The following is a 24,117-nucleotide window of genomic DNA, read 5'->3' as shown; positions in this document are numbered from 1 at the left end:
ACCGCATGCCGGGCAGCACAGGGCCCGGGCCAGCTATGTGGAGAACCCTGAAAAGCAAGCACCCCGTCACGGATTTTCCGTGACGGGGTGCTTCGTTCGGCTCCGGGATTTCCCGGGCGCCCGACTACTTCTTGAGCTCGAAGCGGTCGTTGTCCATGACCTTGGCCCAGGCCTTGGCGAAGTCGGCAACGAACTTCTCCTGTGCGTCGTCGGAGGCGTAGACCTCGGCGAGGGCGCGCAGTTCGGAGTTGGAGCCGAAGACCAGGTCCACGCGGCTGCCGGTCCAGCGGCCGTCGGTGGTGGTGTAGGTCTTCTCTTCGGCGTCCGGGGTCCACTCGAGGCCGAGTTCGAGCAGGTTGACGAAGAAGTCATTGCTCAGGGTGCCCGGGCGGTCGGTGAAGACGCCGTGCTGGGAGCCGTCCCAGTTGTTGCCCAGGACGCGGAGGCCGCCCACCAGGACGGTCAGTTCCGGGGCGGACACGTTCAGCAGGTTCGCGCGGTCGATCAGCAGGTACTCGCTGGGCAGGTTCAGGAAGCCGCTGTCGTAGTTGCGGAAACCGTCGGCAACCGGCTCGAGCCAGGCGAACTGCTCGGTGCTGGTCTGCTCCTGGGTGGCATCGACGCGGCCCGGGGTGAACGGGACGGTGATGTCGTGGCCGGCGGCCAGTGCAGCCTGCTCGACGCCCACGCCACCGGCGAGGACGACGACGTCGGCGAAGGAGACCTTGATCTCGGAGGACGCGTTGAAGTCGGCAACGACTTCCTCGAGCTTGGCGATGACCGGCTTCAGCTTCTCCGGCTGGTTCACGGACCAGCTGACCTGCGGTTCGAGACGGATGCGGCCGCCGTTGGCGCCGCCGCGCTTGTCGGAACCGCGGAAGGAAGCCGCTGCCTTCCACGCGGTGGAAACCAGTTCCTCGACGGACAGGCCGGAAGCGGCGATCTTTTCCTTGAGGACGGCGATCTCGGCTTCACCGATGGTCTGGGCCGGGGCTGCGGGCAGCGGGTCCTGCCAGATCAGGTCCTCGGCCGGAACTTCCTTGCCCAGGTAACGGGCCTTCGGGCCCATGTCACGGTGGGTCAGCTTGAACCAGGCGCGGCCGAAGGCGTCTTCCAGGGCGCCAAGGTCGTCCTTGAAGCGGCGGGAGATCGCCTCGTATGCCGGGTCGGTGCGCAGGGCGAGGTCGCTGGTGAGCATGCGCGGTTCGCGGGTACCGGAGCCGGCGTGTGCTTCCGGAACCAGGTCGGCGCCGCCGTTGGCCACCGGACGCCACTGCTTGGCGCCGGCCGGGGACTCCATGAGTTCCCACTCGTACGCGAAGAGGATGTGCAGGAACTCGTTGTCCCAGCGGGTCGGGTGGTAGGTCCAGGTCACTTCAAGGCCGGAGCTGACGGTGTCAGCGCCGTGGCCGGTGCCGTGGCCGTTCTTCCAACCGAAGCCCTGTGCCTCCAGGGGAGCGGCTTCCGGGTCGGCGCCGATCCTGTCGTCCTTGTGGGCGCCGTGGGTCTTGCCGAAGGTGTGGCCACCGACGATCAGGGCGACGGTTTCCTCGTCGTCCATGCCCATGCGGCGGAAGGTTTCGCGGATGTCGCGGGCCGAGGCCAGCGGGTCCGGGTTGCCGTTGGGGCCTTCCGGGTTGACGTAGATGAGGCCCATCTGGACTGCGGCCAGCGGCGCCTGGAGGTCACGGTCGCCGGTGTAGCGCTCGTCGTCGAGCCAGACCTTTTCCGGGCCCCAGTACACGTCGTCGTCCGCTTCCCAGACGTCCGGGCGGCCACCGGCGAAACCGAAGGTCTTGAAGCCCATGGTCTCCAGCGCCACGTTGCCGGCGAGGATCATCAGGTCGGCCCAGGAGATGGACTGGCCGTACTTCTTCTTGACCGGCCACAGCAGGCGGCGGGCCTTGTCCAGGCTGACGTTGTCAGGCCAGGAGTTCAGGGGGGCGAAGCGCTGCTGGCCTGCGCCGCCGCCACCGCGACCGTCGTGCGAGCGGTACGTGCCGGCAGAGTGCCAGGCCATGCGAATCATGAACGGGCCGTAGTGCCCGAAGTCGGCAGGCCACCATTCCTTGGAGTCGGTCATGACCTCGGCCAGGTCCGCCTTCACGGCGTCCAGGTCAAGCTTGTTGAAGGCCTCGGTGTAGTCGAAGCCGGGGTCGAGCGGGTTCGACACCACCGGGTTCTTCGCCAGGATCTTCAGATTGAGCTTGTTGGGCCACCACTCGTTGTTCGGGGCGCCCTTGGTCGGGTGTACACGGCCGCCATGCGCTACGGGGCACTTGGCAATGGTGCTCTCAGACACAGTTTTCCTTCCGGGGTTGGTTTACAGAGGTAGTCCAGTCGGGCCGAAGCCGTCCGGTCGCGGTGCGACCGGGGGCTAAGGCGTCGCCTGAAGTTCTTTGGCCTGACAGTCCTGGCAGATTCCCTGGTACAGGACGTCCGCGATCTGGATGGTCATCGGCTTTGAGTGCTCATCCCAATGCGGCGTCAGGCAAGGCGCGTGGCCCACGGCGCAATCCACGTCCTCCACCCGGCCGCATATGGTGCAAACGGCATGGTGGTGGTTGTCCCCCACCCGGGTCTCGTACAACGCGGGGGAGTGCGGGGGTTCGAAGCGGCGCACCATTTCCAGTTCGGTGAGGTCGCTCAGCACCACGTAGACCGACTGCGCTGTCAGTTCCGGGAGTTCCTTGCGCGCGGCGGCGAGGATTCCCTCCGCCGGCGAATGGGGGTTGCGTTCGACGGCGGCCAGGACGGCGAGCCGTTGCTTGGTGACACGGCGGCCGTGGGCATGCAGGGCCGCCGCCCATGCCTGCTGTTCGGCCGTGTGATCCATCATGCATTTATTGAAACATTTATTTTGAGAAGATCACAATAAGGCGCGGCTAACTTCCGGCAAATTTTCCAGGGACTCCAAGGGATTGCGTTCCTCGCCCGCGGAGCGGCCCAGAGCGTGCAGCTCCAGGCGCCGCTCCGAGCCGGCCGCTTCGGTCATGACGCAGCTGTACCCGGTGACCCGGTCCCCGGTGGGCAGCTCCTCCAGGGCAGCGGCCAGGGAAAGGAGCGACGACGGCGTCAGCTGGGAGACGGTGCCCACGCCAGGCTCCGGGACCAGGACGCGGTGGTGGGCGGCGTCGCCCCGTCCGGAAACCCAGCTGACATCCTGCCGGGATTCCGGGCGCCGGGCGGCCGCCAGGCGTGCTGCTGCAGTACGCTGCAGCACGGCCCGCAGCGACGCATCAAGGTCGTCGAACGGACCCGCTGCCCGACGGCGGTGGGCCGGCAGCGCGAGCTGGCCGCCCGGCGTCGTGCTTTCACCGGCCCAGCGGGCGAAGAGATGGAAGCCCGGCGTGGAGGATTCTGCGGCGGGTTCGCCGATGGCGGAGCCGAGCGGGTGCCAGCGGAACGGGAACATGACCGTGCAGAGGCTGCTGTGGAGCACTTCGTGCAGGGCAGCGCGGGCGGCCGAATAACAGAGCAGCCAGTCGGCGGCCGAGTCTTCGGTGAACGGGGTTGCGGGGTCGCTTAGGCGCACCATGAAATGGCCTTCCGTGAGCGGAGTCCGCGGGCGCGCGACTTCCCACATGCTCGAACGGAAGAGCAGGCGCCGTGCCATGGGCATGCCGTCTCCTTTCCCCCGACTCCGGAGCCTAGCAAGTGACGGCGCTATCCGGGAGTCCGCTACGCCATTCTGGGTAGGGTAGGGCAGTGGCAAAACTTCTGGCAGACATCACCCCGCTCCGCGAAAGTCCGGCGTTCCGGCGCCTCTGGCTGGGATCCTCCGTTGCCGCCGTCGGCTCCCAGCTGACCCTTGTCGCAGTCAGCCTTGAGGTGTATCGGCTGACCCAGCAGAGCCTTTACGTCGGTCTGTTGAGCATTTTCGCGCTCGTGCCGCTGGTGGTGGCAGGGCTCTTCGGCGGCTCCGTGGCGGACGCCTTCGACCGCAGGAAAGTGGCCATTGCCGCGTCCCTGGTCCTCTGGGCAAGCACCGCCGGGCTTGCCCTGCAGGCCTGGCTGGGGCTGGGCAACGTGTGGATCCTCTATTTCCTGGTGGCCGTTCAAAGCGGCGCGCAGGGCATTAACGCCCCGGCCCGCAGCGCCATCATCCCGCTGCTGGTCCGCAAGGAACTCCTGCCTGCGGCCAACGCCCTCAGCATGCTCACTATGGGCCTGTCCATGACGGCGGGACCGCTGCTCGCGGGCGTGCTGGTGGCCACCATCGGCTTCGGCTGGACGTACACCATCGACGTCCTGAGCTTCACCTTCGCGCTGTGGGGCCTGTTCAAGCTGCCGGCGCTGCCGCCGTCCAAGGGCGCGGGCAGGCCCGGCCTGCGTTCGGTGGTGGAAGGCTTCCGCTTCCTCGGCACCCGGCCCAACGTCCGCATGACCTTCGTGATCGACCTGATCGCCATGATCTGCGCCCAGCCGCGCGCCCTCATGCCGGCCATCGCGGCCACGATGCTCGGCGGCGGGGAAACCACCGTGGGTGTGTTGCTGGCGTCGACGGCGGTGGGCGCCTTCTTCGCCGGGCTCTTCTCCGGGCCGCTTGGACGGGTCCGCCGGCAGGGCAGCGCTGTTGTCTGGTCCGTGGCCGGTTGGGGCTTTTCGATCGGAGCCTTCGGCCTGGTGGTGGTGCTCGCCGGCAGTTCAGGCCGCGGGGGTGCCACCTGGTGGCTGGTCCCGGCCGCGCTGTGCTGCGTGCTTGCCGGCGTCTCCGACTCGGTCAGCGCCGTCTTCAGGACCACCATCCTGCAGTCGGCCACGCCGGACCACCTGCGGGGCAGGCTGCAGGGCGTCTTCATCGTGGTGGTGGCCGGCGGGCCGAGGATCGGCGACATGCTGGCCGGCGGCGTCACCAAGGTGCTCAGCGAAGGCTGGGTGCTGCTCCTTGGCGGGGCGCTCTGCATCGCGGTGTCCACGCTTGTCGCCCGGCGGCAGAAGGGATTCCTGCAGTACGACGCCCACCACCCCCTGCCCTGAACACAACAGCGGAACGTCCGCGCCGCCATCGGCGTTATACGAAAAAAGAAGACCAATCCTTCACCGCAAGAAAGCAGTGACGTGCACAATCACCACAACGGACTGAAGACCGCAGCCCTTTTCGGCGTCCTCTGGGCGGTGCTGCTGGGCCTTGGCGCGCTGATCGGGCGTCGGGACCCGCAGTTCGGCGCCCATCTGGATCATGGCGCTGATCGGCGTTGGGACCACCGCGTACGGCTATTGGAACAGCGACAAGATCGCGCTCCGCTCCATGCAGGCGTATCCGGTGACGGAAGCACAGGCGCCCGGGCTCTACCAGATCGTCCGGGAGCTGTCCGTGCGGGCCAAGCAGCCGATGCCGCGGATCTACCTTTCTCCCACCATGACGCCGAACGCCTTCGCTACCGGCCGCAACCCGAAGAACGCCGCGGTCTGCTGCACCGAAGGAATCCTGCACATGCTCGACGCGCGCGAACTCCGCGGCGTTCTCGGCCACGAGCTCATGCACGTCTACAACCGTGACATCCTGACCTCCTCGGTGGCCGCCGCCGTCGCCGGCGTCATCACCTCGGTGGGGCAGATGTTGCTGTTCTTCGGCGGCGGCGACCGCCGGAACGCGAACCCGATCGCGATGATCGCCCTCGCGCTCCTGGCGCCGTTGGCTGCCTCCATGATCCAGCTGGCGATTTCCCGCACCCGGGAGTACGACGCCGACGAGGACGGCGCCGCGCTCACCGGCGATCCGCTGGCGCTCGCCTCGGCCCTGCGCAAGATCGAATCGGGGGTTGCGCAGGTGCCGTTGCCGCAGGACCAGCGCCTCGTGAACGCCTCGCACCTGATGATCGCCAACCCGTTCCGCGGCGGCGCGATGACCAAGCTGTTCGCCACCCACCCGCCGATGCGCGAACGCATCCAGCGGCTGGAGCGGATGGCCGGGCGGCCGTAAAGCCTTAGCCGCCCGCCCGTCAGCTGCCCGTCCCCTAGCCGCTCACCCGTCAGCTGCCGGTCCAGCGCCGCAAGGTGCTGTTGAGCAGGCCCACCAGGACGCAGGTCCACCAGCAGCCCTGCGAAACGCACAGGGCGATCATCAGGTGCTTGCGGAGGGGCGCTGCCATGGCCGAGAAGAGGGTTCCCGGGGGCAAGGCATGCAGCTTCCGCATGGTGGGCGCCAGCAGGATTCCGTTGAGCATGAGCAGCAGCACACAGGCCAGTTTGACCTGGGTCAGCGGGTTGCCAAGGTCCGGATCGATCAGTGAACCAGTGACCAGGAGGGCGGCCAAGCCGCACCAGATCAATGGCTGCGCCGCCGACTCCACGCGCCTGGTGTCGTGGATGTCGCGGCGGCCAAGGAGCCACAGCAATCCGACCCAGTCCACCACGATGATGGCGCCGAAGGACAACACCAGGGCCAGGATGTGCCCGGCGAGGGCGAAACGATGGACCACCGGGCCGCACTCGGCCCAGCCGCCGGCCAGGACAGACGCCAGCCAGCTGCCGGCACACAGGAGCGCCAGCAGTGCGGTGTTTATGACCGGTTTGCCCGCCGGGGCGGGTGCCGGTGTTTCTTTTCCGGGGGTGTCCGTGCCGCCGCTGGGTTCAACGACGGCTGTTTTCACGCGAAGAGTCCCTCTCCGATGAAGCCTCCGGGCTTGGTCCCCGGTGGGACGGCGAACAATCCCGATCCGGTGTGCTTGAGGTATTCCAGTGCCAGGGTGTCGCCCTTGGCCATGGCCATCTGCATGGGCACGTAGTGGGTGCGCGGATCCTTGACGAAGGCGATGAAGAACAGTCCGGCGTCCAAGTGGCCCAGGCCGTCCGAGCCGTCCGTGTAGTTGTAGCCCCGGCGCAGCATCTTGACCCCGTTGTTCTGGCTCGCATGCGCCAGCCTGACGTGGGAATCCATGGGCATGAGCGGCTCGCCGTCCTTGCCCTTGATGTCGAAGTCGGGGGCGGTGAACTCTTCTCCGCCGGACAGCGGCGCGCCTGTGCCCTTGGTACGGCCGATCAGGCCTTCCTGCTCTCCCAGCGAGGTCCGGTCCCAGATCTCGATGTGCATGCGGATCCGGCGGGCCACGAGGTAGCTTCCGCCGGCCATCCACGCCTCACCGGCGCGGTTGCCGGCGGTGGCCCAGACGTGTTCCTTAAGCAGTTCCGTGTCCTCCGCCTTGGGGTTGGCCGTGCCGTCCTTGAAGCCGAAGAGGTTGCGCGGAGTCTGCTGTGCGCGGGACGTTGAGGATGTCCTGCCGAAGCCCAGCTGCGACCAGCGGACCCGGGCCTTGCCGAAGCCGATCCGGGCCAGGTTGCGGATTGCGTGCACTGCCACTTGGGGGTCGTCGGCGCAGGCCTGCACCACGATGTCACCGCCGCTGCGGCCGGGTTCGAGGTCGTCCCCGGGGAAATGCGGCAGGTCAATCAGGGCATCCGGCCGCTTGCCGGCCAGGCCGAAGCGGGTCCTACCGTCCTTTTCGAACAGGGAGGCGCCGAAGCCGAACGTCAGGGTCAGCTTGCCCGCCGTCAGCTCCAACGCCTCGCCCGTGTCCTCGGGCGGGGCATCGTAGGGGCCGTCGACGGCGCCGGTGGCACCCGTGGTGCGCCCCGCCGTCAAGGCCTCTGCCGCTGCAGTCCAGTCCTTGAGGAGCTGGACAAGGACGGCGCGGTCCTCGGTGGTGACGTCGAAGGCGGCCATGTGGAGCCGGTCCTGGGCCGGGGTCGTGATTCCGGCCTGCCGTTCACCGTGGAACGGAATGACGTCGTCATGGTGCTCGGCGGGTGCGGCAGCCGCGGCCAGGGTGTCATGGCCGAGCAGGCCGGCGGCAATTCCTGCCGCGGCTCCCGCACCGCCGACGCCGGCAAGGGAAAGCAGGCCGCGGCGGGAGAAGGGGCAGCCGCTCACAGGACCACGGCCGCGGTGAGCTTGGACAGCGGTTCGCCCAAGGAATCGACAAGCGACGCAAGCTGCTTGACCTGTGCCGGGCTAAGCTCGTCGTAATACGTGAAGCCCTCGCCCTTGGCGTGCTTCTTGAGCTCGGCCTGCAGCGCCGCAAACTTCTCATCGAGCGTCTTCGCCAGTGCCGCATCCTTGCGCAGCAGCGCGGGCTTGAGGCTCTCGTAGGCGATCCGGGCGCCGTCCACGTTGGCCTGGAAGTCCCAGAGGTCGGTGTGCGACCAAATCTCCTCTTCGCCGGTGACCTTGCCCGTGGCCACCTCGTCCAGGAGTTCCTTGGCGCCGTTGCCCAGCGAGTGTGCGGTCAGCTCCACCGTGCGGGTGCGCTTGCCCAGTTCTTCGGTGTCGGCAACAAGCTGCTTGGCCAGTGCGCCGCGTTCGGCGGCGGTCAGCAGCTTGAACCCTGCCGGCGGGAAGAGGTCCTTCTCCGCCCGGTGCCAGCCGGTCCACTTCTGTCCCGGTTCCAGGTCCGCTTCGCGGGCGTCCAGCTTGGGATCGAGGTCGCCGAAGGATTCCGCCACGGGTTCGATGCGCTCCCAGTGCATGCGCGTGGCGGCATAGAGTTCGCGCGCCTTGGCGGCGTCGCCGGCCGCGTAGGCCGCGGCGAAGTCCTTCGTGCCGGCAACCAGCTGCTCGGTCTGGTCCTTGACGTAGGACGCGTACTGCTGGACTCCGGTGTCGAGGAGCTTCTTCAGGTCGGCGTCGACGACGGTGTTGTTGCCGGAGTCGGTGACTTCGAAGGCGGCACGGATGCCGTCGCCCTGCATGCCGGGCTTGCACGCGGTGGTGTACTTGCCCGGGCCGGCGGAGACTACCAGCTTGCGGGTCAGGCCGGGTCCGATGTTTTCGACTTCGCCGATGATCCGCAGGCCGTCCTCAGCCAGCAGGTAGAACTCGGTGACCTGCTTGCCGTCGTTCTTCACCGAGAAGCTCAGGTTGCCGCCCGGGGCAGAGGAGGCCGAGACCTTGCATTCCGTGTCAGTGCTGCTGACCAGGATGGAGCCGTCGCCGCTGCCGGCCTCGGCGCCTTTGCCGTTGTCGGTGCAGGCGGACAGTGCCAGCGGGAGCACTGCCGCCGCGGCGATCAGGGCAAGATGCTTCCGGCCGGAGGACATGGTCGGGGCCTTTTCGGGCAGGCGGGAGCCAGGCATGGGGTGTTCCTTTTGTTGGGAGGTGCGAATCGTTGGGGGTGTTGCGGGGAAAGATCAGGCTGCTGCGGCTTCGGCACGGACAGGGTGCTCGACGCCGTTGCGGGGCGTGGCGGGCGGGGCCGCCACAGTACTGCGCAGGTAGAAGTACAGGACGGGAACGGTGTAAAGCATCCAGGCCGCGGCTTCCAGCCAGGTGGTGGCCGGGGAGAAATTGAGGGTCCCCTTCAGGAGGGTGCCGTACCAGGACGACGGCGGGACGGTGGCCGAGACGTCGAAGGCGAGGCTGTGCAGCCCGGGCAGGATGCCCGCCTCCTGGAGATCGTGGACTCCGTAGGCCAGCACCCCGGCGGCGATGATGATCAGGCCGATCCCGGTCCAGCTGAAGAAGCGGGAGAGGTTGACCTTCAGCACGCCGCGGTGGAGCAGGTAACCCAGCCCCGCGGCCACGGCGAGGCCGAGCAGCGCGCCGAGCAACGGCGTCGAGGATTCTCCGCTGGCTTGCGCCGCCGCCCAGAGGAAGAGCGCCGTTTCGAGGCCTTCGCGGCCCACCGCGAGGGTGGCCACGAGCACCAGGCCCCATGCGGCGCCGTCGGCGACTTTGTCCACGCGGGACTTCAGTTCGCCGCCGAGGGAGCGGGCCGTCCGTGCCATCCAGAACACCATCCAGGTGACCAGCGCGACGGCGACAATCGAGAGTCCGCCGCCGATCGCTTCCTGCGCCTCGAAACTGAGGCCGCGCGGCCCGAACGTCAACAGGGCGCCAAAGGCAACCGACACGGCGACGGCGATCCCCACGCCCGCCCACAGGCGGTGCATCAGGGAACGGCGGCCGGTCTTGACGAGGTAGGCCATCAGCAGGACCACCACGAGGGTTGCCTCCAGGCCTTCGCGCAGGCCGATCAGGAAGTTGGCTGTCATAACAGTGCTTTCTCTTAGGGTAGCCATCATTAGGCTCGCCTAAGTGAGTACCTTACAAGCCGCCGCGGAATACGCAAAGATTTCGTGAGGTAATTGCAAAAGATTGCACGGGGTTGCCGTGGAACCTCCCCGGAACCCATCCCGGAAACGCATCGGGTACGGAAAAGGCCGGGGTGCGGCGTCGGTGATCGACGCTGCGCCCCGGCCTTGGCCTGCCCTGTCTAGCTGCGGAAGTTCACGAACTGCAGGTCGGCTTCCTCGAAGTTCTTCAGGATGGCCATGGTTGCCTGCAGGTCATCGCGGGACTTGGAGGTGACGCGGAGTTCGTCGCCCTGGATCTGGGACTTGACGGACTTGGGGGCTTCGTCGCGGATGATCTTGTTGATCTTCTTGGCGATGTCCTGCGCGATGCCTTCCTTGATGGAACACTCCAGGCGGAACTCCTTGCCGGAGGCGTAGGGCTCGCCTTCGTCCAGGGACTTCAGGGAGATGCCGCGCTTGATCAGCTTGGACTGGAAGACATCGAGGACGGCCTTGACGCGTTCCTCGGAGTTGGCCTTCATGAGGATCTTCTCGCCGCTGAAGTCGATCTCGGCGCCGACGCCCTTGAAGTCGTACCGCTGGGCGATTTCCTTCTGGGACTGGTTGAGCGCGTTGGCGACTTCCTGCTTGTCTACCTTGCTGACGACGTCGAATGTGGATTCGCCTGCCATGACTCTCCTTGGGAATGGGTGGTGGATTGCGTCTCCGCGGTGCCCCGCGGGCGCTCTTGTCTGCCAACCAGCCTAGTACCTGCGGTGTGGAACGTGCAGTCTGTAACCGCTCGTTCGGAGGAGCCGCGTTTCACAGTTCGCTCACAGCACACGCACTGCCGGAACTGAGGGCCCGGGAAGAGAGTTGTACCCGTTGGAGGAAAACAATCCCTGGAGGAAACCCCCATGAGCAAGAACCCCGTACGTTACGTCACCCGCTCCGCGACAGCCGCGGCGGCAACGATCGGCGTCGCCGCGGCGGCCGCGGGCACGGCCGTGGCAGCCGCTGCCGTGGCAGCCTCCGTGGTGCTGAGCCCGGTGCCCGACGCCGCCACCCGCATGGAGGGCGTCCATGCGGATCTGCAGCGGGCGGTGGAGCTGCGGCAGCTCACTGCCGAGCAGGCGTTGCGCTTCGAGGAGAAGCTGGCCGGCCGGATCTTGGGGGAGGCCTGACCGCCTGGCCGGACTTTCGGCACGCTGTGACGGGCTGAATTCCGGGGATTTCCGGGCTTCGCGGCCCCGATTCGATTCTTCGGCAGAAGTTCTGTAAGGTTGTCTTGCTCGCGGTTACGGGGACGGAAACGGAACTGTTGCTGTGAGTGATCTTCTTTTGAAGTTCGGCAGATTACCCGAGCGGCCAAAGGGGGCTGACTGTAAATCAGCTGGCACTGCCTACGGGGGTTCGAATCCCTCATCTGCCACCCAATGAAATCCCCGGAACCATAGGTTCCGGGGATTTTTTCTTTGCCCGGAACCGGGGTGTGTGCTGGCGCCGTCTTCCACAGGCTTGTCCGCGCCCCTGGCGCTTTTTACTTGCCGGAAACGTCGGCCCCGTAATCTAAGCGCATAACATTTAGATGCATCAAAGGAGGACCCTTCGTGACTGTCTCAAATCTCCCGGCGGTCGCAGCTGGAACAAGCCGCGGCGCTGGGTGCCCGCGCATGGCCTGAAGGCTTCCTCTGGGGGTCTGCGACGGCGGCCGCGCAGATTGAAGGGGCCGCCCACCAAGACGGCAAGGAAGACAGCATCTGGGACGTCTTCTCCCGCGTGCCCGGCGCCGTCGCGAATGGCGACACTCCGGAAGTCGCCGTCGACCACTACCACCGCATGCCCGAAGACGTTGCCCTCATGAAGCGGCTGGGACTTGGCTCCTACCGATTCTCCACGAGCTGGGCGCGGATCAAGCCGGGAGACCGCTCCGTCAACCAGGCCGGGCTGGACTTCTACTCCCGGCTCGTGGACGAACTCCTCGAGGCCGGCATCCTGCCGTGGTTGACCCTGTACCACTGGGACATGCCGCAGGCGGTCGAGGAAAAGGGCGGTTGGGCCGGCCGGGACACTGCCTTCCGTTTCCAGGACTATGCCGAGACGGTTTACGGGGCGCTCGGTGACCGGGTGCAGCACTGGACCACCTTCAATGAACCGTTCTGCTCCTCGCTGTTGTCCTACGCCGCCGGGCTGCACGCCCCAGGCCGGACCTCCCGCGAGGCGGGTCTGGCTTCGGTGCACCACCAGAACCTGGCCCACGGATTGGCGACCCGCGCCCTTCGCGTCCTGGGTGCGGAGAACATCGGCATCACCCTCAACCTGTCCAACTCGATCCCCGCGGACCCCGCCGATTCCGTGGATCTCGACGCAGCCCGCCGCTTCGATGCGCTGCAGAACCGCATTTACCTGGAACCGCTCCTCCTTGGACGGTACCCGGAAGACTTCCGGGACGACGTCGAGGGTCTCGGCTTTGATGAACTGGTCCATGAGGGCGACCTCGAAACCATTGCCGCACCCATCGATTTCCTGGGCGTGAACTACTACCACGATGACAACGTTTCCGGGCATCCGCTGCCCGACGGTGACGCGGGTTTCGCGGCTGCCACGGACCGGAAGATTGCCTCGCCGTATGTCGGATCCGAACACATTACGTTCCCTTCGCGCGGGCTGCCGCGTACCGGCATGGACTGGGAGATCAACCCGCAAGGGCTCCGCCACCTGCTGACGCGCCTGGGGCGCGAGTACCCCAACCTCCCGCCGATGTTCGTGACGGAGAACGGCGCAGCGTTCGACGACGACATCACCGACGGCGGCCGGGTCCACGACGTCGAGCGGACCCAGTTCGTGCTTGACCACCTGGAGAGCATTGCCGAGGCAATCGACGAAGGGGCGGATGTGCGCGGCTATTTCCTGTGGTCCTTGCTGGACAACTATGAGTGGGCCTGGGGCTACGGAAAGCGTTTTGGCATGGTCCACGTTGACTACGAAACCCACGTCCGCACGGTGAAGGACTCCGCTTTGGTCTATTCCTCTGTCATCGCCGGACGCACTCCGGACAATCGCTTGCCAGCCGGTCGGAAGGAGTAACCCAGGCTTTATTTGATCGAAACAACCGCCACCTAGGCTTAAACCAGTTGGCCCTGTGGCCATATTTTTTGGAAGTAAATCTAAGCGCGTAACAAATGAGTTGCCGAAGGCCCATCGGGCTGCCGGCCGCGCCAACCAAGAACAATCCGCCCGAACCGCAGCAATTGCGGTGCAATCGAAAGGGACCGGTCATGAGTGCATCAGGCATATCGCTCGACCGCGTTGAAAAGACTTTCTCCTTGGAGAAGAACAACACATTCACCGCCCTCAAAGACGTCACGCTCAACGTCGCGCAAGGCGAATTCCTTGCCTTGCTGGGCCCGTCCGGGTGCGGGAAGTCGACCATTCTCCGGATGGTCGCCGGCCTGGAACAGCCCACGGCAGGCGAACTCGCCGTCAACGGGCTAGAACCCCAGGAACTCGTCAACGGGCACAGGCTGGGTGTCGCGTTCCAGGACCATGCGCTGCTTCCCTGGCTCACCGTTTTTCAGAACGTCGCTCTTCCCTACCAGTTGGCCAAGCGCCCGGTGGACGAAACACGCATCGGGGAACTCCTGGAACTGGTCGGACTGGCACGGTTTCGCGATGCTTTTCCCCGGCAGCTTTCGGGCGGCATGAGGCAACGCGCCTCGATTGCCCGTTCCCTGGTCCTGAAGCCGGAAGTGCTTCTGCTTGATGAACCGTTCGGCGCCCTCGACGCCGTGACGCGGCGCAAGATGAACCTGGAACTTGCCCGGATCTGGGCCGAGGAGCGCACCACTACGGTTCTCGTTACCCATGATGTCGAAGAAGCCGTCTTCCTCGCCCAGCGCGTGGTCGTTCTTGCCGCCAATCCCGGTCGGATACGCCACGAGGAGGTGCTGTCCTTTGATACCGCCCGCACGGAAGGACTGGAACGCACCGATGAATTCCACCACGTGGTGGACCGCCTGACCCGGATGCTGGACGCCTCATGAGCCCCGGCAAGAAGAAGATCGTTCTTGGAATACTTGGCGCCCTGATCTTGATCCTTGCGGCGGAGATCATCGGCAGGCTGGGGCTCGCCGGAAAGGCCTGGCCCGCCCCCACTGACGCTATTTCCTCGGTCCTGGGCAACAAGCTGAGCAGGGCGCTGCTGTTCCGTTCCCTCGGCGCCACGCTGGCGTCGGCAGGAACGGGACTGGTCATCGGTTCCGTCGTCGGCATGGCCGTCGGCTTCCTTGGTTTCCTCCTTCCGGTGCTCCGGGCCGGATTGGACCAGACGGCGTCGATCCTCAACACCATCCCGCTCGTGGCGCTCGCGCCGCTGCTGATCGCGCTGGTCGGACCGCAGGGGATGTCGGTGCTTACCGCAGCCCTCGGCTCGGGGTTCGCGATGTTCGTGGCGACCGCGTCCGGACTGCTGGCCGTCTCCCCGGCGCACGCGGACTTCTTCAAGGTCTCCGGGTCCTCGAGGCTGCAACAGGTCATCCGGCTCAGCCTCCCCAGTGCCGTGCCCAGCTTGCTTGGCGGCCTGACCCTCGCCGGTTCCGGCGCCGTCCTCGGCGCGGTGCTGGGTGAATGGTTCGGGGCCCCGATGGGACTCGGCGTCCTGATGATCAGCTCGATGCAGAACTTCCAAGTGAAACTGCTGTTCGTCGTCGCGCTGACGGCGGCGCTGGTTTCGCTGCTCGCCTTTTACGCCATGGCGGCCATCCAGAAGATGGTCGGACGGAGGTTCTCATGACCAAGGAAACGTCCCTCCCGGCGCGCATCCTCACACTGGGCTGGCCCATCCTGGCGCTGCTTGTGATCTGGGAACTCGTCGCCGACCTCAACGGTTACACGGACCTGCTGCTGCCCAGGCCGTTCGGTGTTGCGTCCTATGTGTTCAACAACCTTGCCAAGTTCGCCGAACCCACCCTCGTCACGGTAGCGCTCGCCGTTCCCGGCACGTTGCTTGGGCTCACCGTCGGTTGCATCCTGGCGATCCTGGTCTGGTATTCGTCCATCCTTGACGGGCTCATCACCCCCACCACGAGCGTCCTGCAGGCCGTGCCGGTGGTGGCCATGCTTCCCGTGATCGGCAGGTTGGTCGGCTACAACGAAATCACGGTCATCGTGATCGTCATGCTGCTGTCCTTCTTTCCCACTTTTGTCCTGGTCCTTGGCCGGTTAAGGCAAGTGAACGGCTCTTCCGAGGATGTGTTCCGGGCCCTCGGTGCCGGCCGCTGGAACACCCTGCTCCGGTTGCTCATTCCACAGGCCGTTCCGGGCCTGCTTGCCGCCGTCCGGATGACTGCGCCCTTCTCAATCGGGGCAGTGATCCTCGCGCAATACCTGCTTTCCATCGGCGGCCTCGGACAACTCATCACCGATTCGATCGTCCGCAGCGACACCGTGACCGTGTGGGCGATCGCCTGCATCACATCCATCGTGTCGATCATCGTCTTCGCCCTCACCAAACGGCTCGAAGACCGCGTCGCCGTGCACTTCAAGTAATTCCCTCCGAAATCACTCCACACCCGTTCGAACAGGAGCTCCACCATGAACAGCCCCACGTTTTCACGCCGCAGCCTCCTCGGCGCCGGCCTCGGTTTCGGCGCGCTCGCCACGGCCGGCGCCCTGACATCCTGCAGTCCCGCGGCGTCATCCCCGGCGTCGGCCACCAAGCTCCGGATCACCCTTGGCTGGGTATCCAACGTTGAGTTCGGCGGCTACTTCATCGCCGACGACCGCGGCTACTACAAAGAGGAGGGCCTTGAGATCGAGTTCCTCCCCGGCGGCGCCAACGCACCGTCGGTCGCCCAAAGCCTCGCTGCCGGCAACGCGGAAATCGGTCTTGCGCCGTCCATGGGCGACACGATCGTCGCGGCGGCGAAGGGCAACGATCTCAAGATCCTGGGCGCGGTCTTCCAAGACAGCCCGGGCGGCATCGTTAGCCTGAGCAAGAAGCCTGTCAGGACTCCCAAGGACCTGGTGGGCGCCAAGGTGCTCGGCCAGGGCGGAACCCAGCCCTACCTTGACGCCATCATGGAACTCGCCGGCCTGCCCAAGGCCGGCTACAAGCTGGTCCCCGCCGGCTTCGACCCCTCGCCGCTCGTTGACGGACAAGGCGATGCCTACACCTGTTATGTGACAAACCAGCCCACCACCCTCGAGACCCAGTTCGGTCTCGTCAAGGACAAGGACTACGTAACCGTCACCTACAGCGAACTGGGCCTTCCCTCCTACGCGGACGTCATTGTCACCACCGGCAAGTTCGCAAGCGCCAACGAGGAAGCGATCGTCAAGTTCCTGCGCGCCAGCATCCGGGGCTGGCAGGACAACATCGCCGACCCGTCCATCGCAGCCAAGCTGTGCGTCGAGAAGTACGGCGCGGACCTCGGCCTGGACCTTAAGCAGCAGATCCGCCAGAACGAGCTCCAAGCCCCGCTGATCCAGAGCGCCCTCACCAAGTCGAAGGGCGTGCTCAACATGGACACGGCCCTGCTGGAGTCCAAGATGCTCCCCGCCATGAAGGCATCCGGCCAGGCCCCCGTCCCGGCCAGCGTGAAGGGAATCGTGGACCTGTCCTACCTGGCCAAGGCCTTTGACGGCAAGACCACCCTCTAATGGCCATCGCACCTGCGCCCTCCCGCCGGCGCCTCGTCGCGCTCGACGTCGACGGAACGATCATGCACGACGACGGCCGGATCAGTGCGGCGGTGGTCGAACAGATCCGAAGGATCGCCGCAGGTGGCGATGAGATCACGCTCGCGACGGGACGCCCCGTCGCGAGCGTGGTCGGGATCCTGGACCGGCTCGGCATCACTCCGGAATATGCCGTGTGCTGCAACGGAGCCATCACCATCCGCCGTGACGCCTCCGCAGACGGGAACTACCGCAAGGACTCCGTGGCGACGTACGACCCCACCGATGCACTCCACACCTTGCGGGCTTGCCTGCCGGATGCACTGTATGCGGTGGAGGACGAGCACGGGACTTTCCTTTATACGGAGGCGCTGCCGGGGCTGGCGGGCGAAACCGGCGCGGACCCCAATGCGCGCAGAGTCCGTTTTGAGGAACTCCTGGGCGGGCAGGCGACGCGCGTTGTAGTGGCTGCACCCGAAACCGGAACGGAAGAATTCTTCGCCATCATGGCCGGCCTCGGCCTGGACCACGCGGCCTACTCGATCGGGCGGACGTCCTATCTGGACCTCGCTCCCCAAGGCGTGAACAAGGCCACCGCACTGGAACACGTCAGGCACCGCCTCGGCGTCGAGCCCTCCGGCGTCGTCGTCTTCGGCGACGGCCGCAACGACATCGAGATGCTGCGCTGGGCGGGCGCCAGCGGTCACGGTTTCGCCCTGGGCCAGGCGCCCGGCGACGTTCGTGCCGCTGCGTCTGCCGTGCTTCCCTCGATCCACGACGACGGCGTGGCGGCAGGCCTTGCGCGCTTGTAGCCGGGGGAGCCGTGCTTCGCCGGTGCCCGGTAATATGCATTTCAGACTGTCAAGACAACGGAGCCAGTAACACGATGACCAAGAGCCCGACGGTTTACGACGTCGCAGCTGCCGCGGGCGTATCCACCGCGACGGTTTCCTTCACCTTCCGGAACCCGGGCCGTGTCAAGGAATCCACCCGCGAGGCTGTCCTGGCCGCCGCAAAACTGCTTGGCTACGTTCCCAACGCCAGCGCCAGGAGCCTGGCCCGCGGTCGTACCGGGTCCCTTGGCCTGTTCGCCTACGACTTCATGTGGAACGCTACCGACCGGCGGGCACCGGCAGGCCAGCCACTCCCCGCAAGCCACCTGCTCCAAGGCGAGCCATACGACGACTTCCGTTTGTTCCCGGTCTACCTGGACGAAGTCCAGCGTGGATTCGAAATGCAGTGCTGGCGCCGAGGCTTTGAACTCATTCTTGGCGGGCGGAAGGACGAATTCGGTGAGAACATCATCAACGAGATCGCCGGACGCGTCGACGGCGTGGCTGTTTTTCCGCGCCGGCTCTCCGCCGACACCCTGGCACACGTTTCGCGTCGGATCCCGGTGGTCGAATTCGCCCCCGGGGGCGATGGCGGGGCCTACTGCCACATCACTGCCGACAACGTCGCCTCAGGGATGGGCATGATCGCCGGGCACCTGATGACCGAGCATGGCATGGGCGACTTCGTTTTCGTCTCGTCGGCGTCCAATGCGGACAGCGAGGAACGCCGGACCGCTTTCAACAAGGTCCTGGAGGGCAGCGGGTTGCCGCTGAGGGATGACCTGGACCACGCGCCTGCAACGATCGCCCGCGATCTGGCTGAACTGCGCGACGCCGGATTGTTTCCCCAGGCGTTTGTCTGCGCTTCGGACCTCGTGGCCCTCGAAGTGATCGACGCCCTGACCGCCCTGGGGGTGTCCGTACCGGAGGATGTCGCGGTGACGGGGTTCGATGGAGTAGTTGCGGGTGCGGTGTCCACCCCGGGCATCACCACAATCCGGCAGCCGATGGGGGACATGGGCCAGCTGGCTGCGGACATGCTCATTGCCCGAAGCTCAGGCGAGACAACGGAAAACGAGTCTGTGGTCCTTCCGGTCAGGATGATCGTCCGCGGCAGCTGCGGCTGCGCCTAGGCTTGCCTGGTTCCTTTCCGGTTCCACGGGCGCTGGCGGAGGGCCTTGGCCCCACAATGTTACTGGCGAGTAGCATTGTGGCATGCATCTGCTTCTACGAACCCTCCTGTTGCTTTTCACGTCTTCCCGGCGGAGCCGCCTGAGCGTGTGGGACGAATCCTCCCTTCCCCTGCGGGTCCTGCCCACTGACATCGACATTGCGATGCACGTCAACAACGGCATGTATTTCTCGCTGATGGACCTGGGGCGTTTCGACCTCATGGTGCGGGCCGGCATCTGGGACAGGATGCGTCGCCGCGGCTGGACGCCCGTCGTTTCCGGCGAGACCATCGCCTTCCGTAAGTCCCTCCAGCTATGGCAGAGCTACACCATCGAGTCCCGGATCATCGGCCTCGATTCCAAAGCGATCTACTTCGAACAGCGCATGGTCGCCGGCGGCGAGATCTACGCCCGCGCCCACATCGCCACCCGGCTGGTGGACAAAGGCCGGCCCGTGAGCCAGGAAGACATCCTCGCCGAATTCGGCGCCCCGCCGGCGTCGCTGGACCTGCCGGAGTGGATCCACGAATGGCGGGAGAACAACGCCCTTCCCGGCGCCCGCAAGCCCGCCCCGCACTTCTGGAGCTAGGCTCCCAACGGAACTCCCGACGTCGGGATGACTTCAGTTGCCGACGTCCCGCCGCTGCAGCGCCACGGCGCTCAACAGCACCAACCCCGCGGAGATGCCCCACAGCCAGCCGGCCGAGGCCCAGTCGGCCCCGTTCGCCACCGGGGAGTTGCCGTAGGCCCAGTGGTAGGGCGAGAAATCGAGGAGCCAGTCCAGGTCCGGGCTCTGCCGCCCGACCGCATTGAACACATAGCCCAGCACCCCGACGGCGGCGCCGGCCGCCAGGGCGTAGGCTTTCCGTCCGCTCAGGGCGCCGACAAACAGGGCAGCCGTGCCGCTCAGCAAGGCCAGGCCGGCAAACTCGACGGCGGCGCCAAACAGGTGCATGGAGTCGATCGACAGCTGCGCCGAATCGTTCAGAGCCAGGATCAGCACGAAGACGAGGACCGCCAGCAGCACCACCCGCAACGCCATGGCGAGGGCGCGCTCCAGCACCAGCTGAACGCGGGTGACGCCGTGGGCGAGGGTGAGCTCGAGCTGGCCCGATTCCTCGTCGCCGCCCACCGCGGACGCGCCCCAGGACACTGTGGCGATGGTCATGAGCAGGAAGCCGATGAGTCCGAACACCGTGGCCTGGGTGTATCCGGGGCCGGAGGCGATCTGGTCGTAGTTCAGGGCCTTGGTCATCTCCGGCGGCAGGGCGTTGATCATCTCCTGCATCTGCGCGCTACCGCCGATGGACGGGTAGATGGGCAGGTAGAGCGCGATTGCCGCGCCGAGTCCTGCCGCCCAGCCCAGGGTGGAGCGCCAGGAATCCACGAAGGCCCGCCTGAAAAGCGGCATGGGACTACGCATGGCTGCTTCCTTCCTCCTGCGGTTCGCGCCGGCGCGACCCATTGCCGCGGCGGCCGTTGCCGTTGTTGCCGTATAGCCTGAGCACAGATTCCTCCAGGTCAGGTTCCTCGAGGACGAGGTCGGTCAGCTGCAGTCCGGCGAGCGCCTGCACGAGCGGCCCGATGCTGCCTTCCAGCACCGCCGTCAGTTCGACGCCGTCTCCCGCCGTGAGTACCTCGACGCCGCCGACGCCGGGCACCCGGCCCAGCAGCGCGCCGGCGTCGTTGGCTGTTATTCCGCTCGCCGTGAACCGCAGGTGCCGCACCGCGCTTTCGCGCAGGGCGTCGACGGTGGCGACAGTGACGATCCGGCCGTCCCGCAGTATGGCCACTTCGTCCGCGGCCTGCTGCACTTCGCTCAGCACGTGGGAGCTGAGGAACACCGTCTGTCCACGGTCGCGGGCTTCCTGGACCATGGCCAGGAATTCCTGCTGGACCAGGGGATCGAGGCCGCTGGTCGGTTCGTCCAGGACCAGGAGTTCGGGTTCGTGCATGAAGGCCTGGATGAGGCCGAGTTTCTGCTTGTTGCCCTTGGACAGCTTGCGTGTGTGCCGGTCGAGGTCAAGATTGAGGCGTTCGGCGAGTTCGTCGATCCGGCCCGGGCGCACGGGGCCGCTGACCGCCTCGTAGTGGTCAAGGAGCCGCCGGCCGGTGACCCTGGCCTCCAGGGTGAGTTCGCCGGGCAGGTATCCGATGCGCCGGCGCAGGCCCGGGCCGCCGTGGCGCGGGTCCTGGCCGAGTACGCGCAGGGTGCCCGCGCTGGGCCGGATGATATCCAGCAGGCAGCGCATGGTGGTGGTCTTGCCTGCGCCGTTCGGACCGATGACGCCGAAAACCGTCCCGGCCTGCACCTGGAAGTCGATCCCGTGAAGGACCTCGCGGGACCCGAAGCTTTTCCGCAGGCCCTCGACCGTGATTGCCGATTCCATGGTTTCCCCTTTCCTTCAGCCTGAGGTTCCGGTGCTGCCGGATGGCGCCTGCAGCGCCGTGCGGGCAGCATCGAGGAAGCGTGTGTCCGTATAGAAGCCGTGGGTGTACAGGTCCAAGGCCGGGAGGGTGAGGGAACGCAGCATGTCCGCGCCGAGTTCGCTGGTGCCCAGGACGCGGGCGGCGTTCTTGCCGAGTACCAGCATGGCCAGGCTGTTGCTGGCCACCACGACGGCGGTGGCGTCGACATCTTCGAAGGCACGGATGGTGCCGGCGGCAATCCCGGCCTCGATGATTGCCTTGGTTTGTTGGACGATCGCGGCGAAGAAGGCATGGCCGGCCTCCGAGTCGTCGCCGAGGGACTGCCGGATGTAGGCGATTTCCGTGGCGTACTGGCCGGGATCGGCCAGGTAGTCCTGGATCTGACGGCCGGCGGATTCGGGGTGGGCCTTGCGGAGCCCCTGTTCCCCGGTTTCGGCGATGACATGCCGGTCGCAGGCTTCGCGGAGGCCGTCCTTGCTGCCGAAGTGGTGGATCACCAGGCCCGGGCTCACGCCCGATTCGGCGGCGACCCCGCGGATGGTGGTGCGCGCGAAACCGTCCCTGCCGAACAGGACGATGGCCGCGTCCCGGATGCGGGCGCGGGTGCTGAGATCCTCAGCAGCTGAACGCATGTTTAATACACTAAACAGTTGTTCAATGGCTGGCAAGGGGCCGCCGTCGGGCTTTTATTCCCGCTTCGCCGGGTAGCGAACAGGGGCGACGCCTGCGCCCGTCTCGCGTACCGTGGGAGCATGGCTACAGTTGACATCACCGGTGAACAGTTCGCAGCAACCATTGAGGGCAACGATATTGTCCTGGTCGATTTCTGGGCCGAATGGTGCGGACCTTGCCGCCAGTTCGCCCCAACGTTCAAGGCCGCCTCGGAGAAACACACTGACGTTTTCTTCGCCAAGGTGGACACCGAGGCCGAGCAGCAGCTTGCCGCCGAGGCCGGAATCTCCTCGATCCCCACGCTCATGGCCTTCCGCGAAAAGGTGCTGGTGTTCTCCCAGCCCGGTGCCCTGAACGGGCCGCAGCTGGAGCAGGTCATCGAAGCCGTCAAGGGCCTGGACATGGAAGAGGTCCACGCGCACGTGGCGAAGATGCGCGCCGAAAACTCCTAGTTAAGCGCCAATGGCCGCCCCCTTGCACAGGGGGCGGCCATTCTTGGTTAACGACTAGAGGCGCTCGACCTTGACCGGCTCGGCCAGCAGCGCGCTGAGGGATTCGTTGAGGTCCTGTACGGCGATGCCCTTGGAATGCTTCTCCAGGTCTTCTTCCGAAGCCCACTGTTCGGTGAGGACCAGCCTCTCCTCGGTGGCTTCGGTCAGTTCATAGCGGATGCAGCCCGGTTCGTTCACGACCTCGTCGATGGCGATGTCCAGGGCGAGCTTCACACGGAAGAATTCGCCGTCGTTGGGAATGAAGGTTGCCTGCAGGTCAATGGGTGCACTCATGGCCTTCACCTTACCGGGATTCAGTGGCCGCGGTGGTCCTGGATGGTCATCCGCGGGCCGAACGCGGGCTTCCGGAAACCGCTCAGCCCCAGCATCCGGACCACCCTTTGCCGGTGCCCGCGCCACGGCTCCATCAGGGCGAGCATGCCGGCGTCGTCCGTCTTCCTCCCGGTGAGGGCGTAGCCGACAAAGGCCGCCAGATGGTAGTCGCCCACCGCGATCGAGTCCGGGCAGCCGTGGGTACGTTGCAGCACCTCCGCCGCCGTCCAGATGCCGATGCCCGGGATGGTCTGCAGCTTCGCCCCGGCCTCCGCGGCGTCCAACGATGCCAGCCGTTCCAGCCCGGCGGCCGAGCGCAGCGCCCGCATCACCGTGGCCGAACGTTGCGGACCGACGCCCGCTTTGTGCCATTCCCAGGACGGGATGCCCAGCCACTGCGCCGCGGTGGGGGCGACAAGAAGGCCCGACGGCGCGTGGCGGCCTGCGTCCGGAGCCGGGCTTCCGTAGCGGTACATGAGGTAGCGGTAGCCGCGGCGGGCCTCGATGGTGGTGACCTTCTGCTCCAGGATGGTGGGCACGAGGGAGTCGACCACCCGCCCGGTGGCAGGCAGGCGCAGGCCTGGGTTCCGGCGTCGGGCCCCAACTACCAGGCGGGGGAGTCCCGCCTGGAACTCCGGCTCGTCGAAACCGGACCAGTCGTCGTCCCGGCCCAGCAGCCGCGGCACCCCGGCGATCGCGGATCCGGCGCCGGGGCCCCACGCCTGGGCGTCGACCCAGCAGTCCGGGCCGGAGACGGCGGTGAGCCGCAGGGTGGCGGGGCCGTCCGGTGTCGTGAACGCCATCCAGAGCCCGTCCGGACGATTGGCGAAGGACGGATCGCCGTTGCCGCGCATGAGGATTCCCAGGCTCTGCAGGAGGCTGAACGGCCCGCCCGGATGCCAGCGCAAGGAGGCGTCCGCCGCGGCCGCGGCGGCAGGGGCGCTGGCGATGGTCATGGATCCATGGTCCCACGGGGCGCCGACGGTATGTTTCCGCGGGCCCTTACGCGGCGCAAAACACGCGGCTAGACTCCCCGTGGGGCGCGGGCGCCCGCGCCTATCCCGAAAACGTATCCAGGAGAACGCAATGGGTGGAGTAGTACATTTCGAAATTCCCGCCGAAGACTCCGAGCGGGCCAACAACTTCTACCAAGGGGCGTTCGGCTGGACGCTCAACTACATGCCTGAGTTGGATTACACCATCGCCCTCACTACGCCCTCTGATGAACAAACCGGAATGCCCAACTCGCCGGGCGTCATCAACGGAGCCCTGTTCACGCGCTCGGAGGAGCTGCAGACCCCCGTCCTCACCGTCGACGTAGAGGACATCGACGCCGCCCTGGCGCAGGTCGAGTCCGCGGGCGGGACGGTCCACAAGGGCAAGGACGCGGTGCCGGGAATGGGCTGGTACGCCTACTTCAAGGACACCGAGGGAAACATCCTGGGCCTCTGGCAGACGGACGACTCCGCGGGGAAGTGACCCCTCGAGCAAGTA

General features: G+C 66.3%; 25 protein-coding genes, 1 tRNA gene and 1 pseudogene. 14 read left to right on the top strand and 13 right to left on the bottom strand.

Annotation, left to right across the window (positions count from 1 at the left end; genetic code table 11):
• Positions 1 to 124 precede the first annotated feature (124 nt).
• From katG to ACZ9CK_RS13610, 3 genes are all read right to left on the bottom strand, one after another.
• Positions 125 to 2,302 (bottom strand): catalase/peroxidase HPI, encoded by a 2,178-nt coding sequence (gene katG, locus ACZ9CK_RS13620; RefSeq protein ID WP_426299309.1) that lies wholly within the window; start codon positions 2,300 to 2,302, stop codon positions 125 to 127.
• A gap of 75 nt (positions 2,303 to 2,377) precedes the next feature.
• Positions 2,378 to 2,839, bottom strand: a complete 462-nt coding sequence (locus ACZ9CK_RS13615) for a Fur family transcriptional regulator (RefSeq protein ID WP_426299307.1) — start codon at positions 2,837 to 2,839, stop codon at positions 2,378 to 2,380.
• A 30-nt stretch (positions 2,840 to 2,869) separates the two neighbouring features.
• Positions 2,870 to 3,622, bottom strand: coding sequence for a hypothetical protein (locus ACZ9CK_RS13610; protein ID WP_476050194.1), 753 nt, complete (start codon positions 3,620 to 3,622; stop codon positions 2,870 to 2,872).
• A gap of 86 nt (positions 3,623 to 3,708) precedes the next feature.
• Between ACZ9CK_RS13610 and ACZ9CK_RS13605 the strand changes: the two genes are divergently transcribed.
• Together ACZ9CK_RS13605 and htpX are read left to right on the top strand one after the other, a co-directional pair.
• Positions 3,709 to 4,980: an MFS transporter gene (locus ACZ9CK_RS13605; protein WP_426299303.1), complete on the top strand. Its 1,272-nt coding sequence runs from the start codon at positions 3,709 to 3,711 to the stop codon at positions 4,978 to 4,980.
• Between the two features lie 81 nt (positions 4,981 to 5,061).
• Positions 5,062 to 5,926: pseudogene (gene htpX / locus ACZ9CK_RS13600) on the top strand (zinc metalloprotease HtpX).
• Between the two features lie 49 nt (positions 5,927 to 5,975).
• On the opposite strand, the gene ACZ9CK_RS13595 reads toward htpX, so the two are convergent.
• The 5 genes from ACZ9CK_RS13595 to ACZ9CK_RS13575 all read right to left on the bottom strand — a co-directional run bounded on the left by ACZ9CK_RS13595 (position 5,976) and on the right by ACZ9CK_RS13575 (position 10,706).
• The gene (locus ACZ9CK_RS13595) at positions 5,976 to 6,596 is read right to left on the bottom strand and encodes a hypothetical protein (RefSeq protein ID WP_476050193.1); all 621 of its coding nucleotides are present in this window, start codon (positions 6,594 to 6,596) and stop codon (positions 5,976 to 5,978) included.
• Positions 6,593 to 7,873 carry an iron uptake transporter deferrochelatase/peroxidase subunit gene (gene efeB, locus ACZ9CK_RS13590; protein WP_426299297.1) on the bottom strand — a complete coding sequence of 427 codons (1,281 nt, stop codon included), beginning with the start codon at positions 7,871 to 7,873 and terminating at the stop codon, positions 6,593 to 6,595. Before efeB ends, ACZ9CK_RS13595 begins: the two co-directional genes overlap by 4 nt.
• Positions 7,870 to 9,075 carry an iron uptake system protein EfeO gene (gene efeO / locus ACZ9CK_RS13585; protein WP_476050192.1) on the bottom strand — a complete coding sequence of 402 codons (1,206 nt, stop codon included), beginning with the start codon at positions 9,073 to 9,075 and terminating at the stop codon, positions 7,870 to 7,872. Before efeO ends, efeB begins: the two co-directional genes overlap by 4 nt.
• 54 nt (positions 9,076 to 9,129) lie before the next feature.
• Positions 9,130 to 9,993 (bottom strand): iron uptake transporter permease EfeU, encoded by an 864-nt coding sequence (gene efeU, locus ACZ9CK_RS13580; protein WP_426299293.1) that lies wholly within the window; start codon positions 9,991 to 9,993, stop codon positions 9,130 to 9,132.
• 221 nt (positions 9,994 to 10,214) lie between these two features.
• A complete protein-coding gene (locus ACZ9CK_RS13575) occupies positions 10,215 to 10,706 on the bottom strand; it encodes a YajQ family cyclic di-GMP-binding protein (protein ID WP_074591467.1) in 492 nt (163 codons plus the stop codon).
• Positions 10,707 to 10,931: 225 nt separating this feature from the next.
• Here ACZ9CK_RS13575 and ACZ9CK_RS13570 point away from each other — a divergent pair, with 225 nt between their 5' ends.
• From ACZ9CK_RS13570 to ACZ9CK_RS13525, 10 genes are all read left to right on the top strand, one after another.
• Complete coding sequence (locus ACZ9CK_RS13570) at positions 10,932 to 11,198, top strand: hypothetical protein (protein ID WP_426299290.1); 267 nt, start codon at positions 10,932 to 10,934, stop codon at positions 11,196 to 11,198.
• Between the two features lie 166 nt (positions 11,199 to 11,364).
• Positions 11,365 to 11,446 (top strand) — tRNA-Tyr (locus tag ACZ9CK_RS13565).
• 209 nt (positions 11,447 to 11,655) lie between these two features.
• Positions 11,656 to 13,101, top strand: a complete 1,446-nt coding sequence (locus tag ACZ9CK_RS13560; protein WP_476050906.1) for a GH1 family beta-glucosidase — start codon at positions 11,656 to 11,658, stop codon at positions 13,099 to 13,101.
• A 191-nt stretch (positions 13,102 to 13,292) separates the two neighbouring features.
• A complete protein-coding gene (locus tag ACZ9CK_RS13555; protein WP_426299286.1) occupies positions 13,293 to 14,057 on the top strand; it encodes an ABC transporter ATP-binding protein in 765 nt (254 codons plus the stop codon).
• Complete coding sequence (locus tag ACZ9CK_RS13550; RefSeq protein ID WP_476050191.1) at positions 14,054 to 14,806, top strand: ABC transporter permease; 753 nt, start codon at positions 14,054 to 14,056, stop codon at positions 14,804 to 14,806. The genes ACZ9CK_RS13555 and ACZ9CK_RS13550 overlap by 4 nt, the downstream gene beginning before the upstream one ends.
• On the top strand, positions 14,803 to 15,561 hold the full coding sequence (locus tag ACZ9CK_RS13545) for an ABC transporter permease (protein WP_426299282.1): 759 nt from the start codon (positions 14,803 to 14,805) through the stop codon (positions 15,559 to 15,561). Before ACZ9CK_RS13550 ends, ACZ9CK_RS13545 begins: the two co-directional genes overlap by 4 nt.
• 45 nt (positions 15,562 to 15,606) lie before the next feature.
• The gene (locus tag ACZ9CK_RS13540) at positions 15,607 to 16,674 is read left to right on the top strand and encodes an ABC transporter substrate-binding protein (RefSeq protein WP_426299280.1); all 1,068 of its coding nucleotides are present in this window, start codon (positions 15,607 to 15,609) and stop codon (positions 16,672 to 16,674) included.
• Positions 16,674 to 17,504 carry an HAD family hydrolase gene (locus ACZ9CK_RS13535; protein WP_426299278.1) on the top strand — a complete coding sequence of 277 codons (831 nt, stop codon included), beginning with the start codon at positions 16,674 to 16,676 and terminating at the stop codon, positions 17,502 to 17,504. The genes ACZ9CK_RS13540 and ACZ9CK_RS13535 overlap by 1 nt, the downstream gene beginning before the upstream one ends.
• A gap of 74 nt (positions 17,505 to 17,578) precedes the next feature.
• Positions 17,579 to 18,658, top strand: coding sequence for a LacI family DNA-binding transcriptional regulator (locus ACZ9CK_RS13530; RefSeq protein WP_476050190.1), 1,080 nt, complete (start codon positions 17,579 to 17,581; stop codon positions 18,656 to 18,658).
• A gap of 82 nt (positions 18,659 to 18,740) precedes the next feature.
• Positions 18,741 to 19,286 carry an acyl-CoA thioesterase gene (locus ACZ9CK_RS13525; RefSeq protein WP_426299274.1) on the top strand — a complete coding sequence of 182 codons (546 nt, stop codon included), beginning with the start codon at positions 18,741 to 18,743 and terminating at the stop codon, positions 19,284 to 19,286.
• Positions 19,287 to 19,319: 33 nt separating this feature from the next.
• Here ACZ9CK_RS13525 and ACZ9CK_RS13520 read toward each other — a convergent pair whose 3' ends face one another.
• Genes ACZ9CK_RS13520 through ACZ9CK_RS13510 form a run of 3 tightly spaced genes read right to left on the bottom strand, consistent with a single transcriptional unit; the run spans position 19,320 to position 21,759 of the window.
• Positions 19,320 to 20,120, bottom strand: a complete 801-nt coding sequence (locus ACZ9CK_RS13520) for an ABC transporter permease subunit (RefSeq protein WP_476050189.1) — start codon at positions 20,118 to 20,120, stop codon at positions 19,320 to 19,322.
• Positions 20,113 to 21,087: an ABC transporter ATP-binding protein gene (locus ACZ9CK_RS13515; protein ID WP_426299270.1), complete on the bottom strand. Its 975-nt coding sequence runs from the start codon at positions 21,085 to 21,087 to the stop codon at positions 20,113 to 20,115. Before ACZ9CK_RS13515 ends, ACZ9CK_RS13520 begins: the two co-directional genes overlap by 8 nt.
• Positions 21,088 to 21,102: 15 nt before the next feature.
• The gene (locus ACZ9CK_RS13510) at positions 21,103 to 21,759 is read right to left on the bottom strand and encodes a TetR/AcrR family transcriptional regulator (protein ID WP_426299268.1); all 657 of its coding nucleotides are present in this window, start codon (positions 21,757 to 21,759) and stop codon (positions 21,103 to 21,105) included.
• Between the two features lie 120 nt (positions 21,760 to 21,879).
• Here ACZ9CK_RS13510 and trxA point away from each other — a divergent pair, with 120 nt between their 5' ends.
• Positions 21,880 to 22,251, top strand: coding sequence for a thioredoxin (gene trxA / locus ACZ9CK_RS13505; protein ID WP_074591286.1), 372 nt, complete (start codon positions 21,880 to 21,882; stop codon positions 22,249 to 22,251).
• Positions 22,252 to 22,305: 54 nt separating this feature from the next.
• On the opposite strand, the gene ACZ9CK_RS13500 is transcribed toward trxA, so the two are convergent.
• Both ACZ9CK_RS13500 and ACZ9CK_RS13495 read right to left on the bottom strand, forming a co-directional pair.
• Positions 22,306 to 22,584, bottom strand: coding sequence for a putative quinol monooxygenase (locus ACZ9CK_RS13500; protein WP_426299265.1), 279 nt, complete (start codon positions 22,582 to 22,584; stop codon positions 22,306 to 22,308).
• 20 nt (positions 22,585 to 22,604) lie between these two features.
• Complete coding sequence (locus ACZ9CK_RS13495; protein ID WP_426299263.1) at positions 22,605 to 23,579, bottom strand: DNA-3-methyladenine glycosylase family protein; 975 nt, start codon at positions 23,577 to 23,579, stop codon at positions 22,605 to 22,607.
• A 130-nt stretch (positions 23,580 to 23,709) separates the two neighbouring features.
• Here ACZ9CK_RS13495 and ACZ9CK_RS13490 point away from each other — a divergent pair, with 130 nt between their 5' ends.
• Positions 23,710 to 24,102, top strand: coding sequence for a VOC family protein (locus tag ACZ9CK_RS13490; RefSeq protein ID WP_426299261.1), 393 nt, complete (start codon positions 23,710 to 23,712; stop codon positions 24,100 to 24,102).
• Positions 24,103 to 24,117: the final 15 nt, after the last annotated feature.

The organism is Arthrobacter sp. TE26545, assembly GCF_056279005.1.
The sequence above is the reverse complement of the archived record's forward strand: the minus strand, read 5'-3'. Positions and strand labels throughout refer to the sequence as shown.